16 protein-coding genes and 1 rRNA gene are annotated in these 17,583 nt (G+C 38.3%); all 17 read right to left on the reverse strand.

From position 1 onward, the window contains the following. Positions 1–79: ribosomal RNA gene (locus J2Y03_RS26675) — 16S ribosomal RNA — on the reverse strand; the annotation flags it as partial. Positions 80–430: 351 nt separating this feature from the next. Continuing rightward, complete coding sequence (gene lysS / locus J2Y03_RS26680) at positions 431–1,915, reverse strand: lysine--tRNA ligase (protein ID WP_132097010.1); 1,485 nt, start codon at positions 1,913–1,915, stop codon at positions 431–433. Between the two features lie 208 nt (positions 1,916–2,123). Further along, positions 2,124–3,122 (reverse strand): tRNA dihydrouridine synthase DusB, encoded by a 999-nt coding sequence (gene dusB, locus J2Y03_RS26685; protein ID WP_310200106.1) that lies wholly within the window; start codon positions 3,120–3,122, stop codon positions 2,124–2,126. Between the two features lie 24 nt (positions 3,123–3,146). Then, positions 3,147–3,353 carry a helix-turn-helix domain-containing protein gene (locus J2Y03_RS26690; RefSeq protein WP_132097012.1) on the reverse strand — a complete coding sequence of 69 codons (207 nt, stop codon included), beginning with the start codon at positions 3,351–3,353 and terminating at the stop codon, positions 3,147–3,149. Next, entirely contained in the window at positions 3,305–3,832 is a 528-nt protein-coding gene (gene folK, locus J2Y03_RS26695; protein WP_310200108.1) for a 2-amino-4-hydroxy-6-hydroxymethyldihydropteridine diphosphokinase, read from the reverse strand. The genes J2Y03_RS26690 and folK overlap by 49 nt, the downstream gene beginning before the upstream one ends. Positions 3,833–3,834: 2 nt before the next feature. Continuing rightward, positions 3,835–4,194: a dihydroneopterin aldolase gene (gene folB / locus J2Y03_RS26700; protein ID WP_310200110.1), complete on the reverse strand. Its 360-nt coding sequence runs from the start codon at positions 4,192–4,194 to the stop codon at positions 3,835–3,837. Beyond that, positions 4,187–5,023, reverse strand: coding sequence for a dihydropteroate synthase (gene folP, locus J2Y03_RS26705; protein ID WP_310200112.1), 837 nt, complete (start codon positions 5,021–5,023; stop codon positions 4,187–4,189). The genes folB and folP overlap by 8 nt, the downstream gene beginning before the upstream one ends. 111 nt (positions 5,024–5,134) lie before the next feature. Next, entirely contained in the window at positions 5,135–6,061 is a 927-nt protein-coding gene (gene cysK / locus J2Y03_RS26710) for a cysteine synthase A (RefSeq protein ID WP_310200115.1), read from the reverse strand. 165 nt (positions 6,062–6,226) lie between these two features. Continuing rightward, positions 6,227–7,123: a peptidyl-prolyl cis-trans isomerase gene (locus J2Y03_RS26715; protein WP_310200117.1), complete on the reverse strand. Its 897-nt coding sequence runs from the start codon at positions 7,121–7,123 to the stop codon at positions 6,227–6,229. 20 nt (positions 7,124–7,143) lie between these two features. Beyond that, on the reverse strand, positions 7,144–8,022 hold the full coding sequence (hslO, locus tag J2Y03_RS26720) for an Hsp33 family molecular chaperone HslO (RefSeq protein WP_310200119.1): 879 nt from the start codon (positions 8,020–8,022) through the stop codon (positions 7,144–7,146). Between the two features lie 14 nt (positions 8,023–8,036). Beyond that, entirely contained in the window at positions 8,037–8,822 is a 786-nt protein-coding gene (locus J2Y03_RS26725) for a type III pantothenate kinase (protein ID WP_310200171.1), read from the reverse strand. Between the two features lie 119 nt (positions 8,823–8,941). Then, positions 8,942–10,891: an ATP-dependent zinc metalloprotease FtsH gene (gene ftsH, locus J2Y03_RS26730; protein ID WP_310200121.1), complete on the reverse strand. Its 1,950-nt coding sequence runs from the start codon at positions 10,889–10,891 to the stop codon at positions 8,942–8,944. 120 nt (positions 10,892–11,011) lie between these two features. Continuing rightward, positions 11,012–11,557, reverse strand: a complete 546-nt coding sequence (gene hpt / locus J2Y03_RS26735; protein WP_310200124.1) for a hypoxanthine phosphoribosyltransferase — start codon at positions 11,555–11,557, stop codon at positions 11,012–11,014. A 26-nt stretch (positions 11,558–11,583) separates the two neighbouring features. Beyond that, a complete protein-coding gene (tilS, locus tag J2Y03_RS26740; protein ID WP_310200126.1) occupies positions 11,584–12,972 on the reverse strand; it encodes a tRNA lysidine(34) synthetase TilS in 1,389 nt (462 codons plus the stop codon). Positions 12,973–13,125: 153 nt separating this feature from the next. Next, positions 13,126–14,139 (reverse strand): protein kinase domain-containing protein, encoded by a 1,014-nt coding sequence (locus J2Y03_RS26745; protein WP_310200174.1) that lies wholly within the window; start codon positions 14,137–14,139, stop codon positions 13,126–13,128. Then, positions 14,108–14,983: a vWA domain-containing protein gene (locus J2Y03_RS26750; RefSeq protein WP_310200128.1), complete on the reverse strand. Its 876-nt coding sequence runs from the start codon at positions 14,981–14,983 to the stop codon at positions 14,108–14,110. Before J2Y03_RS26750 ends, J2Y03_RS26745 begins: the two co-directional genes overlap by 32 nt. Further along, positions 14,941–17,421, reverse strand: a complete 2,481-nt coding sequence (spoIIE, locus tag J2Y03_RS26755) for a stage II sporulation protein E (RefSeq protein WP_310200130.1) — start codon at positions 17,419–17,421, stop codon at positions 14,941–14,943. The genes J2Y03_RS26750 and spoIIE overlap by 43 nt, the downstream gene beginning before the upstream one ends. Positions 17,422–17,583: the final 162 nt, after the last annotated feature.

The raw sequence follows: 17,583 nt of genomic DNA on the forward strand, positions 1-17,583 counted from the left end.
ACCTCAAGATTCGCTCGACTTGCATGTATTAGGCACGCCGCCAGCGTTCGTCCTGAGCCAGGATCAAACTCTCCAAGAAAGTTGATATAGCTCATAAAAGTTACGTTGGCTTAGCTTTTTAAAAAAAGCTAAAAAATTGTTTGTTGACGTTCTTGTTTGTTTAGTTTTCAAAGAACAATTAATTTATATCGCTCAAAAGCGACTTTATTATCTTACCAAGTTATTAACTTAATGTCAACAACTTTTTAACTTCTTTTTTTGTAGAAGGTTGTTTGTTTCGTTAACAACAGATATTAATATACCACCATTGATTCCCTAGTGCAATACTTTTTTAAACATATTTATCCGATATATTAAAATAATAATTTTCAATTATCTTTATCAACAAAACAAAAAGCACTAGTTGCCCAGTGCTTTTCTAAAATAGTTATTAACGATGGCGCATTAATGGGAATAATAATACGTCACGAATCGATGGCGAGTTTGTTAATAGCATAACTATACGATCGATTCCAATTCCTAATCCACCTGTAGGAGGCATTCCATATTCCAACGCTTCTACAAAATCTTCATCCATTTCATGAGCTTCGTCATTACCCTGCTCACGCTCTTTTAATTGCGCCTCAAAACGCTCTCTTTGGTCAATTGGATCATTTAACTCTGTAAATGCATTCGCGTGTTCACGTGCAACAATAAATAACTCAAACCGATCTGTAAATCTTGAATCATCTTCGTTTTTCTTAGCAAGTGGGGAGATCTCAACAGGATGACCATAAACAAAAGTAGGCTGGATTAACTTTTCTTCAACCTTTTGCTCAAAGAATTCATTAACGATGTGACCATAAAGCATATGTTCAGTGATTTCTACTCCGTGTTCTTTCGCAATCGAGCGTGCCTCTTCCACACTCATTTGTTTCCAGAAGTCTGCTCCTGTATATTCTTTTATTGCATCAACCATGTGCAGCCTTTTCCATTCTGGCTTAAGGTTGACTTCATATTCTCCGTATTGGACAGTAGTGGTTCCTAATACTTCTTGCGCAATATGCGCAATTAGGTTTTCAGTTAGACTCATAATGTCCTGATAATCTGCATAAGCCTCGTATAGCTCAATCATTGTAAACTCTGGATTGTGGCGGGTAGAAACACCTTCGTTACGAAATACACGGCCAATTTCATAAACTTTTTCAAGTCCACCAACAATCAGACGCTTTAAGTGGAGTTCAATAGCAATCCGCATGTATAGTTCCATATCAAGTGCATTGTGGTGAGTAATAAACGGACGCGCTGACGCACCACCGGCAATAGAGTGCATCATCGGAGTTTCAACCTCTAAATAACCATTGTTATCAAGATAACGGCGCATAGATTGAATGATTTTACTACGTGTAATAAAAGTCTCTCTGCTATCCTGGCTGACAATTAAATCTAAGTATCGCTGACGGTAACGCTGCTCCACGTCTTTTAGGCCGTGAAATTTATCTGGTAACGGACGAAGTGCCTTTGTTAAGAACGTATAGTTTTGAACCTTAACTGATAATTCGCCAACCTTCGTTTTAAATAAAGTTCCATTTACCCCTATGATATCTCCTAAATCCGATGAGTTAAACAATTCATATGATTCTTCACCAATAGCATCGACTCTAACGTAAACTTGAATTTGTCCCGTAAGGTCTTGAATATTAGCAAATCCTGCTTTACCCTTTCCACGTTTGGTCATCATTCGACCAGCAAGAGTAACAGAAATATTTTTAGATTCTAGGTCTTCTTTTTCTAATTCTCCATATTGCTCTACCAATTCCTTAATATTATGAGAACGGTCAAAGCGTTTACCAAAAGGGTCGAGTCCTTTTTCACGCATGACGTTCATTTTTTCACGTCTGACCTGCATTTGGTCATTTAATTCTTCCTGACTCATACTAAATCAACTCCAATTACAATCTTTTATGTAAACCTCGGATTCATGCCTGCGACATTCACTTTTTTCTACATACTTTATTATTTTACACAAACTTGACAATTCAGACATTAAAAAAGATTAATTATAATAAAAACTGCCAGTATTTCACTGGCAGCTTTATATTCAAACAAAAGTATTATAGAAAAAGAGCTTATTATTGTCAAATTTAGCCTACAGTAACTTGGCTTTCTTTTTCCTCAACCTCTGCTGCTAATCCATTTAATAATCCAACTAATTGGTCACGTGTATTACATTCATTGATTGCATTTCTTACAAGTGCATTTCCTCGAACACCTTTTAAATACCAAGCAGCATGCTTACGCATTTCACGCACAGCAACATCTTCATTCTTAAGGGCAATTAAGCGATCAAGATGAAGAATACATACATCCATTTTTTCACGTACAGATGGCTCATCCATCAGTTTTCCTGTTTCTAGGTATTGAACAGTACGGTAAATCATCCATGGGTTTCCAAGAGCTGCCCTGCCAATCATAACACCATCAACACCTGTTTCATCCAGCATTCTTTTTGCATCCTGTGGAGTCTGGACATCACCATTCCCAATAAGTGGAATATTAATGTTCTGCTTTACTTCTCTGATAATGTCCCAGTTCGCTTTTCCTTCATACATCTGAACGCGAGTACGACCATGAAGCGCAACAGCTTGCCCGCCTGCTCTTTCAACAGCCTGTGCATTCTTGACTGCAAAAATATGGTCTTCATCCCAGCCCATACGCATTTTAACCGTAACTGGTTTTTCAACAGCGTCAACAACAGCTGCTACCATTTCATAAATTTTACTCGGATCTAATAGCCATTTCGCTCCCGCATCACATTTTGTGATTTTTGGAACAGGACATCCCATATTGATATCAATAATATCTGCATTCGTATTTTTATCTACAAATTGTGCTGCTTCAACAAGGGTTTTCTTTTCACCGCCAAAAATTTGTAGACTTAATGGTTTTTCACGTTCGTCAATGTAAAGCATATTCATCGTTTTTTGATTTTTTAAAACGATTCCTTTATCACTGACCATTTCTGCACAAACTAAACCAGCTCCGAACTCTTTAACCGTTAGACGGAAGGCATAATTACAGACACCAGCCATTGGTGCCAAAACGACTTGATTTTTCATTTCAATATTGCCGATTTTCAACATTACTTGTAATCCCCCCCCTTCTATCTATTCATTTGGTGATAATTCTTCAATCGTGATATTTAAGGTTTGACCGATTTTCTTTAGTAACTCGCCTGTAGCCAGACGGTTTCCTCTTTCAATCTCCCCAATAATTGATACTGATACACCTAGTTCCTTCGCAAAGCCCTCCTGCGTGTAACCCTTTAGCTTCCGATAGGCTCGAATACGTCTTCCCCATTTTTCCGCTTCCATACTCGGACTCCTTCTTTGTTAGGTAATTCATTGATCCATGTTGTGAGTGGTCTTTCTATATTTGGAATTATTAGGTCAGGTCTTATCTCTGACAAAGGAATCATGACAAATTCCCGCTCTAGCATCCGTGGATGCGGAATAACAAGTTTCTCTGTTTCAATATTTTCTTGGTTATAAAGGAGAATGTCAAGGTCAATTGTTCTTGGACCCCAATGAATTTCCCTTTTTCTCCCAAGATCTGATTCAACTCTTAGACAATAATCTAGTAATTCATGAGCACTGAATGATGTCATAATCTCTATCACCATATTTAAAAACAAATCTTGATCCTCGTATCCAACAGGATCCGTTTCATAAACGGAGGAGTTATTTACCAATTGGATACTTGAATGATTTGATAGCTTTTCGATAGCTTCCGATAAATAATCATACCTGTTTTCAATATTAGATCCAAGTGAAATAAATGCTCTATTTCCCATTTTTATCTTCTCCTTGTAATTTCTACTGCAACCGATCGATAATGACCAGGGATTGGCGGATCTGGTTTGATTACTTTTACAGTTGCTTCAGAAACAAGGGAAAATTGCTTCAAAACGGTTTCTGCAATTTTTTCAGCAATGGCTTCCACAAGCTTATATGGTTTCCCCTCAACAATATCTTTACACACCTGAAATAATTCACCATAGTTTACTGAATACACTAGTTCATCTGTTTCTCCTGCACGCTTTAAATCTACAAGAACCATTAAATCTACGATAAACCGCTGTCCAAGCTTAGTTTCCTCAGGAAAAACACCATGATATCCGTAGAATTCCATTTGGTTTACAAATATCTTATCCAATATTGACACCCTTCCCCATTAGAATATCCATCATTTTTGCCATTCTGCTCATTTCCTTAACATCATGGATACGAATGATTTGACATCCCTTTTGGATACCATAGCAAACCGTTGCCCCAGTCCCTTCCATTCTTTCTTTTACCGGAAGATCTAGCGCTTGTCCAATCATGGATTTTTTAGATGTTCCTAAAAGTACGGGATAACCGAGAGCCTTCAGTGTATCTAAGTGCTGCATCATTAAAATGTTCTCATTAAGGTCTTTAGCAAAACCAATTCCCGGGTCTAATATAATCTGATCATCTCGTACACCCGCTTGCTTTACGATGTTGATACTTTCGTACAGATCATTTAACACGTCCCTTATGAAATAGGAATAATTTCGATCATGACGATTATGCATGAGAATAATTGGAACATTGTATTGTGCAGCAACAGCTGCCATTTTTTCATCTGCCTTCGCCCCCCAGATATCGTTAATAATATGGGCGCCTGCCTCAACCGCCTTTTGAGCAACCTGGGCTTTATACGTATCAATAGAAATAGAAACACTCACTTGTTTAGATATGGCTTCAATGACTGGGACAACACGCTCAATTTCTTCCTCATCAGATATGACAGTATAACCTGGACGGGTTGATTCACCGCCAATATCAATAATATCCGCCCCATTTTCAACCATTTCTTTGGCACGCTCAACGGCTTGTTCTAGATTGTTGTATTTACCGCCATCCGAGAAGGAATCAGGAGTTGCATTTAATATCCCCATTATGATGGTTTTTTTATCGAAGTCTAATGTATATGGTCCACATTTCATTCCTGCTGTCTGCATCCTTAAAGCCACCTCATTTAGATTTACTTCTTACATCATACAAGAAAATTGTTTTTTAAAGCAAAAAAAAAAGAGGCTTTAGCTCACGCTATAACCTCCCCTTGTTTTTAATTAGTCTTCATATTGGTAAAGAGGTGTGCTTAGATAACGTTCACCATTGTCAGGAATAATCGCAAGTACCTTTTTACCTTTTCCTAGTTTCTTGGCAACTTCTAATGCAGCATGAATGGCTGCACCTGAAGAAATACCGCCTAGGATTCCCTCTTCTTTTGCAGCACGACGAGAAGCAGCAAAAGCATCTTCAGCTGGAACTTGAATAACTTCATCATAGATTTTAGTATCTAGGACAGCTGGAACAAAACCTGCACCAATACCCTGAATCTTATGTGGTCCTGGTTTACCTCCTGATAATACTGGTGAATCAGTCGGTTCAACTGCATAAATTTTTATATTTGGGAATTTTTCACGTAGAACCCCACCAGCACCTGTGATGGTTCCGCCTGTACCGATACCGGATATAAAAGCATCTACTTGATCCATTTGTTCTACAATTTCCTTACCAGTTGTTCTGCGGTGAACTTCAGGATTTGCTTCATTCTCGAATTGTTGCGGAACGAAGTATCCATTTTCACTTGCAAGTGCGTTAGCCTTTGCAATAGCGCCTTTCATTCCTTCAGGTCCAGGAGTTAGGACTAACTCAGCTCCGTATGCACGCAGCAAGTTTCTTCTTTCTAAGCTCATTGTTTCAGGCATAACAAAAATAGCCTTGTAACCTTTAGCTGCAGCAATCATTGCTAGTCCAATACCAGTATTTCCACTAGTAGGTTCAATAATTGTATCGACACCAGGCTTAATTAAACCTTTTTCTTCCGCAGCTTCAATCATTGCTAAAGCAATACGGTCTTTTACACTACTGCCTGGGTTAAAATATTCAAGCTTTAAATAAACCTCTGCACTGTTTTCTTCTACTAATCTGTTTAATTTCACAATAGGTGTTTGACCAACTAAATCTGCAACTGAATTTGCAACACGTACCATAAGAGCACCTCTTCCTTTATTCCGAGTATTTTTATTGGTATTATATTGAATTTATCAGTTTTCACCTAGTTTTGTCAACCATTTTGCTGAGTAATAATTCCTAATTTTTCAATTTCTCATGTTCTAAATTGAAAATAAAAACACAGAAATATTCCTGTGCTTTTCTTAGTTTGCGTCTTTATTGCCATAAAACCAGTCTACCTTCGCTTCTTCCCAAAAAGTTGTAGTAGAAGCTGATGTTTTCATTTGTTCAAGTGCAATTTCGCGGCGTATTTGTTGTTTAACATCCTTAAACGAATACTTTTCTCCCTTCATTTTCCCTTCAAGTTTCACAATTGCAAACCCGAGTTCTACTTTGATAGGATCACTCCAGGTGCCTTCTTTTAATTTCTTTGCTGCTTGTAAATACTCAGAAGGATACCGTTCTTCTCCTTCCATCAAGTAACCAATATCCCCGCCTTCATTAGCAGAAAACTCCTCAATCGATCGTTCCATTGCAAGTGCTGAGAAACTCGACCCTTGCGACAATTCCTTCATTGCCTTTTCTGCCTCTTCACTTGATTTGACAATAATATGTGATAAATGATAGGCAGCAGGAATATTAAAAAGCTCCTTATTTGCTTCATAATAAGCTTGCATTTCCTTTTCAGAAACCTTTACATCCCTAGTTAGGATTTCTTCCTGAAGAAGACTGTTGCGGATATGTTCCTTCCATTTCTTTTCAGTCGTCTTTTTATTCTCACTTGGCGAGCTGTATGTAGTTTGAAGGATTCTATATTCACGTTCTACATCTTCATTTGATACCTTTATTTTATATTTGGCTGCCATTTCTTTTATTACTTTTTGATCAATCATATCTTTAAGTACATCTTTTCCATATCTCGACTCTAATTCATTGAGCCACTCTTGCCTTGAAATATTACTTTTCCCCACCGTAGCAACGACTTCTTCATTAAACCCACTCCCAGTTACCTCATTCATTTTTGAAAGGAAAAAGGCAATAGTTAGACAGTTAATAAAAATAAGTGCTGCAATAACGATCCATAGCTGCTTTCGCCTCAACTACTCCTCCCCCTAAAATACTATTTTGCCTGACTCTTTAATTCCTCTAATTCTTCTTTTGTGAAAAGATATTTTTCATTACAAAAATGGCAGTGGGCCTCGGCTTGTCCGTCTTCAATAATCATCGCCTCAATTTCCCCTTGTCCTAAACCGACAATTGCATCTGCAAAGCGATTTTTAGAACACACACACTTAAACTGAACAGGCATTGTTTCTAGAACATTAACCTGCTCTTTCCCAAACAGTTCCTCTAAAATTTCTTCAGGAGTAAGCCCCTGTCTTACTAATGTTGAAATGGGAGATATCGTTTTTAAACGCTCCTCAACCTTTGTAATCGTTTCATCCTTTGCACCAGGCATTAATTGAAAAATAAATCCGCCCGCTGCTAAAATGGTATCATCCGGATTTACCAATACACCTACTCCAACAGAGGAAGGCACCTGTTCCGAAGTAGCAAAGTAATAAGTGAAGTCTTCACCTAACTCTCCGGAGACAATCGGTACCAGACCTGAGAAGAAATCACGGAGTCCAGTATCTTTAACAACAGACAATGTGCCATCAGTGCCCACCGCGCGGCGAACATCTAATTTCCCGTGCTCATTTGCTTCAAAGTCAACCTGGGGATTTGTTACATAGCCACGGACATCACCTTTTGCATTACTATCCACTAAAATGAGGCCAATTGGTCCCCCTCCATTAATTTTAATGGTCAATTTATCTTCACCCTTCAACATTGCCCCCATCATTACACCCGCGGTAAGGGAGCGTCCTAGGGCTGCAGAGGCTGTTCGCCATGTTTGATGGCGACGCTGTGCTTCGGACACTACTTCTGTCGTACGTACAGCATACGCCCTAATTTGACCATCATGAGCCAAAGCTTTCACTAAATAATCAGTCATTATGTATCTCCTTTCTAGTTGCTATTCTTTAGAGTATCCATGTTTCTCTTATAGATAAGCTGTAATCCTTTTAAAGTTAAAAATGGATCAACGATATCAATGGTCTTAGACTCTTGAGCAATCAAAGCAGATAACCCTCCAGTAGCTATGACTGTCGGTTTTCGTTCACTTTGGTCCATCATCCTTTTAACGATACCTTCTACCTGACCTACATAACCATAGACAATTCCTGCCTGCATAGCAGCCACTGTATTTTTACCTATTACACCCTCTGGACGTGCAATGTCAATTCGAGGCAGTTTTGAGGCCCTTGAATACAATGCCTCTGTTGAAATCCCAATCCCCGGCGCAATGGCCCCGCCCATATATTGACGCTGTTCATTGATGTAGCAATAAGTCGTAGCAGTACCAAAATCAACAATAATTAATGGACTGCCATATTCGTGAATCGCAGCAACTGCGTTAACAATTCGGTCAGCCCCGACTTCTCTAGGGTTTTCATATTTAATATTAAGTCCTGTTTTCATTCCTGGTCCTACAACTAACGGAGTAAGATTAAAATATTTCCTGCACATTCTTTCTAAAGCAAACATAATTGGCGGCACGACTGAAGAAATAATAATTCCATCTATTTGCGAAAATGAAAGACCTGAAGCGTCAAAAAGGGATTTAATGATCATCCCAAATTCATCTTCTGTTCGATTTCTATTCGTTTCCACACGCCAGTGGTACTTAAGTTCTTCCCCTTTGTATACACCTAAAACAGTATTTGTATTCCCTACGTCAAATACGAAAATCAAAAGAATCACTCACTTACTTTTTAAGATTTTTCAATGGTTACACTGCAAACATCATATCACAATTACTTTTTATCGTGAAAAAAAAGAGTGCTTTTTTAGAAGCACTCTTTTTGAAAAATCTACTTATCCTCAGTTTCGGAAGGCTGACTAAGTGGTTCTTCATCCTTCTTCGTGCTGATAGTTACTTTTACGTCATCTGTTTTCTTTGTATCCACTGGTTTAAACCCTTCAAGCTCTGCAGCAGATTCTGGCATACGGCCATTTTCAATCAAGTAATCGATTTGTTCTGCATTGAGGGTTTCAACTTCAAGAAGCGTATTAGCAATCAGGTCAAGTTTATCTCGATTCTCAGTAAGAATGGTTGTAGCCTTTTCATAACATTCTTTAAGAATTCGTTGAATTTCAAGGTCAATTTCAAAGGCAATGGCATCTGAATAGTTTTGTTCGTTATGGATGTCACGTCCTAAGAAAACCTGACCGCCTGAAGGTTGACCGAACTGTCCAACTCCTAGCTTATCACTCATACCATATTCAGTTACCATTTTGCGGGCGATTCCAGTTGCACGTTGGAAATCGTTATGTGCACCTGTACTTACTTCACCAAAGACAATCTCTTCTGCAACACGTCCACCCAATAAACCTACGATTTTATTAAGTAATTCTGGTTTCGTCATAAAGTAACGGTCTTCTCTTGGAAGCATAACCGCATATCCACCCGCTTGGCCACGAGGTACGATTGTAACCTTATGAACCATGTCAGCTTCATTCAGAACTAAACCAATTACTGTATGTCCGCCCTCATGGAAAGCTACAATATTGCGTTCTTTCTTTGAAATTACCCGGCTCTTTTTCGCAGGTCCTGCAATGACCCTATCTGTTGCTTCATCAATATCTTCCATGTCAACCTTCTTCTTATTCTGACGAGCAGCCACTAATGCTGCCTCATTTAATAAGTTTTCTAAGTCTGCACCTGAGAAACCAGGTGTACGCATAGCGATATTCTTTAAATTTACTGCCTCATCTAATGGCTTGTTCTTTGCATGTACTTTAAGTACTGCTTCACGGCCAATAACATCTGGTCGGTCTACGGTAATTTGTCTATCAAAACGTCCAGGACGTAGTAATGCAGGGTCAAGAATATCTGGTCGGTTTGTAGCTGCAATGATGATGATTCCTTCATTAGCACCGAATCCATCCATTTCAACTAATAATTGATTCAACGTTTGCTCACGTTCATCATGACCGCCGCCTAAACCAGCACCACGTTGACGACCAACGGCGTCAATTTCATCGATAAAGATGATACAAGGTGCATTTTTCTTTGCATTTTCAAACAAGTCACGCACACGGGATGCACCGACCCCAACAAACATTTCAACGAAGTCGGATCCACTAATAGAGAAGAATGGAACTCCAGCCTCACCTGCTACTGCACGTGCTAGTAATGTTTTACCCGTTCCTGGAGGTCCGACAAGAAGTACGCCTTTAGGAATTCGTGCTCCAAGTTCCGCAAACTTTCTAGGGTCTTTTAAGAATTCTACCACTTCGACCAATTCTTGCTTTTCTTCATCTGCACCCGCAACATCTTTAAATCGGGCTTTCTTCTTATCATCGTTATAAAGCTTGGCTTTACTCTTACCAAAGTTCATGACACGGCTGCCCCCGCCCTGAGCTTGGTTTAATAAGAAGAAGAATAAGATAAAGATAATCACAAATGGAATAATCGAGGTAAAAAATGTTACCCAGCCACTTGTTTCTTTAGCTGGCATTACTTCAACCTTCGAACCGGCTGCATCGATACGCTCGAGAATTTTTTCACTGTTAGGTACATACGTTAAAAAGCTCTTACCGTTTTTTACCCCTTTTTCAAACTGCCCCCGAACTTCAAAAACCCCACGTTCAGGCTGCATAGAAAATGAATCCACTTCATTGTTTTCTAAATGGTCAACAAACTCATTGTAGGAAATGTTATCCGTAGGTTCATTGCTGCCATTAAAGAAGCTTACCACGCCAATTATGACTAAAAATATCAATAAATAAAAGATGGTATTACGGAAAATCCGATTCATCTCTTACCTCCTCCCGCGATAAAAACTTTTTTAGATAGTATCATAGAAAATCATTCCAATTCTGAAATTACCCATTTAACAGGGTTAATCATTTTAATAATATAGCTTTTTTAGTTTCACTTAAAGATTATCGCTATATACTTCCGGTTTTAAAACACCAATATATGGAAGGTTTCGGTATTTTTCGATATAATCTAATCCGTAACCGACCACAAATTCATCTGGGCAAATAAAACCTATATAATCTGCTTTTATTGCACTCTTCCTTCCTGTTGGTTTGTCAAGTAAGGTAACAATTTTGATTGATTTAGCTTTTCGGTAACGGAATAAATCAACTAGATAACTTAAAGTTAAGCCACTATCGATGATATCCTCAATGATTAAGATGTCTCTTCCTTCAACTGAAGTATCTAAATCCTTAAGGATTTTCACTTCTCCTGAAGATACCATGGCACTGCCATAGCTTGATACATCCATAAAATCCATTTCCAAATAGCAATCCATTCGTTTTAGTAAATCAGCCATAAATGGCATTGCACCTTTTAATACACCAATCGCGAGAGGGAAGCGATCATTATACTCTTTTGTTAATTGAGCCCCTAACTCCTTGATTTTCTCTTGAAGCTCTTCTTCAGAAAATAATACCTTTTCAATATCCTGTTTCATAATCATTGTGCCTCCTAGAAGAATCATTACCTATGATATGTGAGTAGTATATACTGACTTGCTGAATGATTAATGCCTTCGTATACTGATTTTTTTATTCCTGGAAGCCAAAGAATCCACCCATTTTTATCAGTAATTACTGGCCAAGTGTCGCGCTCCTGAAGGGGAACTTTGCTATCGATAAAGATATCTTTTAGCTTTTTTGTTCCAGACATTCCTTTTAGGTTCATGCGATCCCCCATTTTTCTAGTTCGAATCTCGATGGGCAGTTTAATCTTGTCAGTAGGAAAAAGTGAATAATATCCATTGGTTTCAATGTTTTCTTTACCATCAATTACATCCATTCTTATTCTTGCCCCATTTGGTAAATCAATTACACCAGGTCCTGATAATTCAAAGGAATAAGGAGTAGCTTCTATCACTTCAAATTGGAAAGATAAAAGTGAATAAGATCGAATGACCTTTAAACCATTGGGAAGATCAAGAGTTCCAGAAGGATGGTGATTTCGAGTTAAAGACAGAACATGATCAATATGTAAAGCAGAAAGTGACACTGGTATAACTTTGTAAAGATAGTTTAATATTAGTTGAATACCTCTTCTTTGTAAAGAAATTGGCACTTCTAAAAAAGCGATAATATCAATGATAATTTTATTCTTTTCTCTCATTTTCATTACTTTATTCATTCTTTGGACAGTTAATTCCTGAAGAAGTATCTCATCATTCTGGACATCCTCGCTAAAACGTTGAAAATGTTCGTGAACATGTTGATTTTCTGCTTTTAAAAATGGGAGGACTTCATGACGAAAACGATTTCTGCTATAAATATTTTTCTTATTACTTGGATCTATTCTTGGCACCAAATTTTGCTTTTGACAATAATCTGCAAGTTCTACCTTTGTTAAAGATAAGAAGGGGCGGAAAATAAACCCATTCCCAAAAGGTCTTGAGAACGGAATGCCTGCTCTAGCAGCAGAGGAACTTCCTCTAGTCAACCGCATTAAAATCGTCTCAACTTGGTCGTCACCATGGTGACCTAATGCTAGATAGTTATAACCATACTTACCCATTATTTCTTCAAAAAACTCATATCTTGCTTGTCTTGACGCCACTTGAGCATTTTTCTTCGTTTTCTCAATTATTTGAGGAACATTGATTCTAGCCATTTCAAACGGAATTCCCTTTTGTTCACAATAATCTTTTACGAATAAAGCATCCTCAAATGACTCTTGTCCTCTAAACATATGATCCACATGAGCTGCCACCAGGGAGAGAGTTTGCTTATCCCGTTGCCCCCACAGGTAGTGTAGCAACGCCAGAGAATCTGGGCCACCAGAAACACCAACCACAATTTTTTTATTTTCCATTTCAAATGAATGGCGATCTAGAAAGCCAGCTACTTTTGCTTCCAACATTTTGCATTCTTCCTTAAAAAGATTGTTTAAAAAATTTATGAATATCACTAGCTTACCACTTTTATGACAAAAGTATCAAAAACAAAGACCTAATTAAATAGGCCTTTTTTTCCTTCCCTCTTATACGAATTGTTTAGCTTTTAGTTTCAAAAATCATAGAAGTTTTTGAAAAATATACAAAAAGTATAAAAGTGCAAGGAAGATTGTAATAATGATTGTTTCCATCCAACGGTTTTTTTTCCTTTTTCTTCGGTATGTCTGCCTGGATTTAGGTTGTTGCATTCCTGATTGATTTATCTTTTGTTTTTGCATCGTACTATTGGTATTGGTTACCGCTGATTTATTAAGTGTGTCATGGTTTTTTTTATCTATTATTAACGACATTAGTTCTGTTCTCATTTGAAGTGCGTTGGTATATTGTCCCTGAAGTGCTTTTACGATAACCTTTTCAAATAGAAGTAAATCCTTTTGTTTTTTAATCGCTTCTCTAAGCTGTGATATGCCGCCTATTGTCTTATTAAATCGTTTTGGATAGGCTGTATTAATCATAATCATGGCAACGGCAAATAAATCGTAAGCAGGATCTGCTTTTCTCGTCCCTAGTCCCCAATATCCCCGATCATAAAACTCGGTAAATTCCTTAATCGCTCTTCCTTGTAAAGTTGTTCCGCCGACATCAATGCACCGAATTCTAGGGGTAGGCCCGGTAACAATTAGGTTTTCTGGCTTTAGATCACCAAATACCCAGCCATTAGCATGCAATGTATTCAGGTCATTTAACAATTGTAGAAAAAGAACTGTTGTCCATGATTTCCCTTTATTTTGAAGAAAGGTCAATAAATCAGGACCTTGAATGTATTCCATTGCATAGAATGAAATTTGCCCCCGATTACTTTTCCAATCATCCACATCAAGCAAAGAAGGTCCGAGGGTTGACCCTTGGACCTTTGCAAACGATCTTAATACATTTACCTCTGAGGTAATCGACATTCCGTTATCACTCATCTTTAACGCCACTTGCGTATTTTTAAACTTCGCAAGATAGACGATGCCGTTTGCTCCATATCCTAGTTCCTTTAGAACGGTATATTTATTCGAATGCCATTTTCCTATGATTACAGTGCCAGGAGCTACTTTACATCGACTCTTCAAGGAATGATTCATCATCACCGGTCATGAGACTCCTTAATGAACGTTTTGAATTAAATGAAGATAACGCAGTGCGGATGGCAGGTCCTGTTGGAGTAATTCCTCCTGTTGTAAGCTGCGAGAAGATACTTGTCAAAGATTGTAGCTTTGGTGTCCAATCCAGGATTTTTTCGACATCATTCTTTTTCCCGGGAAATACAAATACAGCAAACTGATTGTCACCTGTCCGTGCATTCAAGCTTAGGGAAAGGTCAATAATGGCCTCTTTAACTGTGGGAAGTTTGTGTTTCATACTTGCACTTGTATCGACAAGAATCAACACCTCTAATTCGACAGTTTCTCCAAGTTCATCGACTACTTCCATTACTTCCCCTCTTTTCTCAGGAGGAAGGTCTTCAATTGTCTGTGAACGGCCAAGAATTTGCTGCAATTCCCGGTTAACTACGCCCTGGATTGTCTGATTCATTGCCTTTCGTGTAACCATTTGGACAGTTTGTGAAAGTTGTTGAGCATAAACAATTTGACTAACGCCGCCGCCGGACATCGCTATTCCTTCAATTTCTGTCATTCCCTTTTCGTCAATGACATCCTGCTCCATCACACCGATGACATTAACGGAGATCCCCTGTTCTCTTGCAAGAGCAGCCATAGCAATAGGATCTTCCCCTTGATTTGAACAGCCGTCCGTAATTAATAGGATCTGACGAATTTTCCCTGTATACATACTCATTCTCCCTCCACTTTTCGAGTTACTTCCATTTTCGACACCGTGGAGGGGATTTATACATAATGGGTGGATAATCCGGATAAAATAGTTGATTAGGCCCTTTTCTTCATCTTTGTCACAGGGATACTTGCCCATTTCGGTGTATTGTGTTTTATTTTTGCCACAGCTATCGTCATATCATCGCCTATCATGTTATCTCGAGAACGAATCACCTCTTCTAAGATTAAATCAGATATTTCCTGAGGATTGTCTGTTTGTAATTCTTGGATTTTCCGTTTCATCCATAAGTCGTAATTTTCGACATGCTTAGGACCCTCAAAGATTCCATCACTCATCATAATAAGTAAATCTCCTGCTTTCAATTGCTCGCTAACCACATCGACTTCAAATTCTTCTAAAATGCCGATCGGTAAATTACTTGCCTGAATTTTGATTACTTTATTTCCCCTTTTAATAAAACTTGGGGTGGAACCGACCTTTAAGAATTTCGCTGATGCGTTTTGGAGGTCAATCATGGCTAAGTCTAATGTCGCAAAGATTTCATCCGTTGTTCGAAGTGAAAGAATGGAATTTATTGATTTAATCGCCACCCTTTCCTCAATACCAGATTGCAGTATTTTTTGTAAAAGCTGCAGTGTTTCTTTACTCTCATAATGAGCTCTTTCGCCATTCCCCATGCCATCGCTAATCGCAATGGCAAATTTCCCTAGTCCTAATTCCATCGTTGAATAACTGTCACCCGATACAAAACCTCCATCCATCGCAGCATGGGCCATGCCCGTTTCGACGGTAAAGGCTTTTGAGGACCTGAAGACTACATGGCAGAAACCATTTGGATATGCAGCACATTCTTCTGAAGTAACAATAATTTGTTCCCCTAGAATATCAGACAGCATTGGAGCTATTAACTTTTCACACTCCCCATGCCCATTGCAAAATGGAACAGACATTTCAATATCGACATTACCGGATTCAAGACTATAAATCTCAACATGCTCTACATGAATACCGAAAGCTTGAATTGCCTCCATAATTTGTTCTTCCTGTTTATGATGGTTCTCTCTTTCGCGCTGTATCTCCTTTGCAAAGTTATCCATTACCTCTGATACACCTAGAAGTTGATCTGCTACTAGTTTTCTACTTTCTTGTACCTGTTTTTTCAGTTTTTGATTAGCTTGATAAAATGTTAATTCTTGCCCGACGGCTTCATATACTCTTTTTGACCGAGTACAGTGCTTGTCCCATTCCCGTGATAGTTTTGTTGAAACTTCTCCATCATTTTGGTCCATCTCATGAATAATTTCTTCCATATATCCATAGGTTGTTTTAAAGTTATTCGCCCAGCAATGCTCCTTCTTAAAGCAAGTGTTACATGTCTTTTCGGTTACATGGCTCATAAAATAATCCATTTCACGTTCATGTTCGTCAACACCAGGTTTTACTTCCATTTGTGAAAAACTTTTTGAGAGAGCATGAAAGACATTGGAAAATTGAGCGACTCTTTGTGCCGTCACATCGCGCATTTTTCTCATGTACTTTTGCTGCTCTGATGTGTATTCAGGTGTACCAGGAATATATTTGGCCAATCTCGAAGTAAATACTTGGGGTGTTAATAAGAAAAGAGCAATAGCCGCAGCCGACTCCAATAGAGTGATAGTTAAATTACCTGAACCACCCTCTTGACCATACATTCCAATTAAGAGTGTCGCAATAATCAACCCTATGGCAACGCCTATTTTTTTCCCCTCTTTTAATAACCCTCCTAATACCCCTGAAAAAGCCAGTAAACTCATATGATAGAAACTTGAAACACTAGCAAGGCTAAATATTAAACCAGTTACGACCCCTACTGTCGAACCAACTGTGGCTCCCGCAATAAATGAAAATACTAAAACAAGATAGCGGGACATAATATGTTCAAGTGATAAATCGTAAATTTTCCATCCAATGGTTCCCGTCATAATCGAAGCAAGCATAATGATTAAGCAAACAATTTCTTCGGTTTTTAACAATTGCCTGCGCTTGTTCAAAATGAGTAAGGGGATACTCTGTAAAAAGATGAGCGTCAGGATAAAGGCTAAACTGGCCTGAACACTAACCATCATCGCGTCATATAATGACAATTGTCTAGAAATGATAAAAGCTTCTGCTAGCTTCCCTACCCCAAGAATGATAGCCACAAAAAATGGTATCATCCTCATTTCATTTTTAATCCATTTCTCACTAATCCGGTAAATAACTAGGAAGAAGACGGATACCAAAAAGGTAAAGGCTGCGTTTTTTAAGGAAACAGTTGCGGCACCCGCTACCAACCCTACTAAGGCTAGCGGAGAGCGGTCTCTTTTTATTAGAAAGACTGCAGCGAAAAATGGCAGACTAAAGGGGGCAAGCGTGGACAATATCAAAGCTCTTCCTAGTAAGAAACCTACTATAAGCAAAAGGTAACCTTTAATTAGGAAGAAGGATTCGACTTTTAATTGGAATTTTTTTAAGATGCTCTCCCAAGACCATTTAGAGGATCGAAAGTTAACCTCTCCGACTGGTTCTAGTAAACTCCGTTCTACCTTTTCCATAAGACACACTCCTCTATTAATTCTCGTTAAAAACTATTATAGGATTAATAGATTTAGAAGTTTGTCAAATTAGTGAATAATCAGAAAATTTCGTTCGACGGTTTTCACTATATTCATTCAAATAATGTTGACAAATTGATTAGATGTCGTAATACGGAGTAT

Source organism: Neobacillus niacini, from assembly GCF_031457145.1.
In the GTDB taxonomy this organism is placed as follows: domain Bacteria; phylum Bacillota; class Bacilli; order Bacillales; family Cytobacillaceae; genus Neobacillus; species Neobacillus niacini_J.

What these genes read in the sequence shown, in the direction of transcription:
- lysS (WP_132097010.1), bottom strand. Translation starts at nt 1,915, where the DNA reads ATGAGTCAGGAAGAATTAAATGACCAAATGCAGGTCAGACGTGAAAAA.
- dusB (WP_310200106.1), bottom strand. Translation starts at nt 3,122, where the DNA reads ATGTTGAAAATCGGCAATATTGAAATGAAAAATCAAGTCGTTTTGGCA.
- J2Y03_RS26690 (WP_132097012.1), bottom strand. Translation starts at nt 3,353, where the DNA reads ATGGAAGCGGAAAAATGGGGAAGACGTATTCGAGCCTATCGGAAGCTA.
- folK (WP_310200108.1), bottom strand. Translation starts at nt 3,832, where the DNA reads ATGGGAAATAGAGCATTTATTTCACTTGGATCTAATATTGAAAACAGG.
- folP (WP_310200112.1), bottom strand. Translation starts at nt 5,023, where the DNA reads ATGCAGACAGCAGGAATGAAATGTGGACCATATACATTAGACTTCGAT.
- cysK (WP_310200115.1), bottom strand. Translation starts at nt 6,061, where the DNA reads ATGGTACGTGTTGCAAATTCAGTTGCAGATTTAGTTGGTCAAACACCT.
- hslO (WP_310200119.1), bottom strand. Translation starts at nt 8,022, where the DNA reads ATGACTGATTATTTAGTGAAAGCTTTGGCTCATGATGGTCAAATTAGG.
- ftsH (WP_310200121.1), bottom strand. Translation starts at nt 10,891, where the DNA reads ATGAATCGGATTTTCCGTAATACCATCTTTTATTTATTGATATTTTTA.
- hpt (WP_310200124.1), bottom strand. Translation starts at nt 11,557, where the DNA reads ATGAAACAGGATATTGAAAAGGTATTATTTTCTGAAGAAGAGCTTCAA.
- tilS (WP_310200126.1), bottom strand. Translation starts at nt 12,972, where the DNA reads ATGTTGGAAGCAAAAGTAGCTGGCTTTCTAGATCGCCATTCATTTGAA.
- J2Y03_RS26745 (WP_310200174.1), bottom strand. Translation starts at nt 14,139, where the DNA reads ATGATGAATCATTCCTTGAAGAGTCGATGTAAAGTAGCTCCTGGCACT.
- J2Y03_RS26750 (WP_310200128.1), bottom strand. Translation starts at nt 14,983, where the DNA reads ATGGGCAAGTATCCCTGTGACAAAGATGAAGAAAAGGGCCTAATCAAC.
- spoIIE (WP_310200130.1), bottom strand. Translation starts at nt 17,421, where the DNA reads ATGGAAAAGGTAGAACGGAGTTTACTAGAACCAGTCGGAGAGGTTAAC.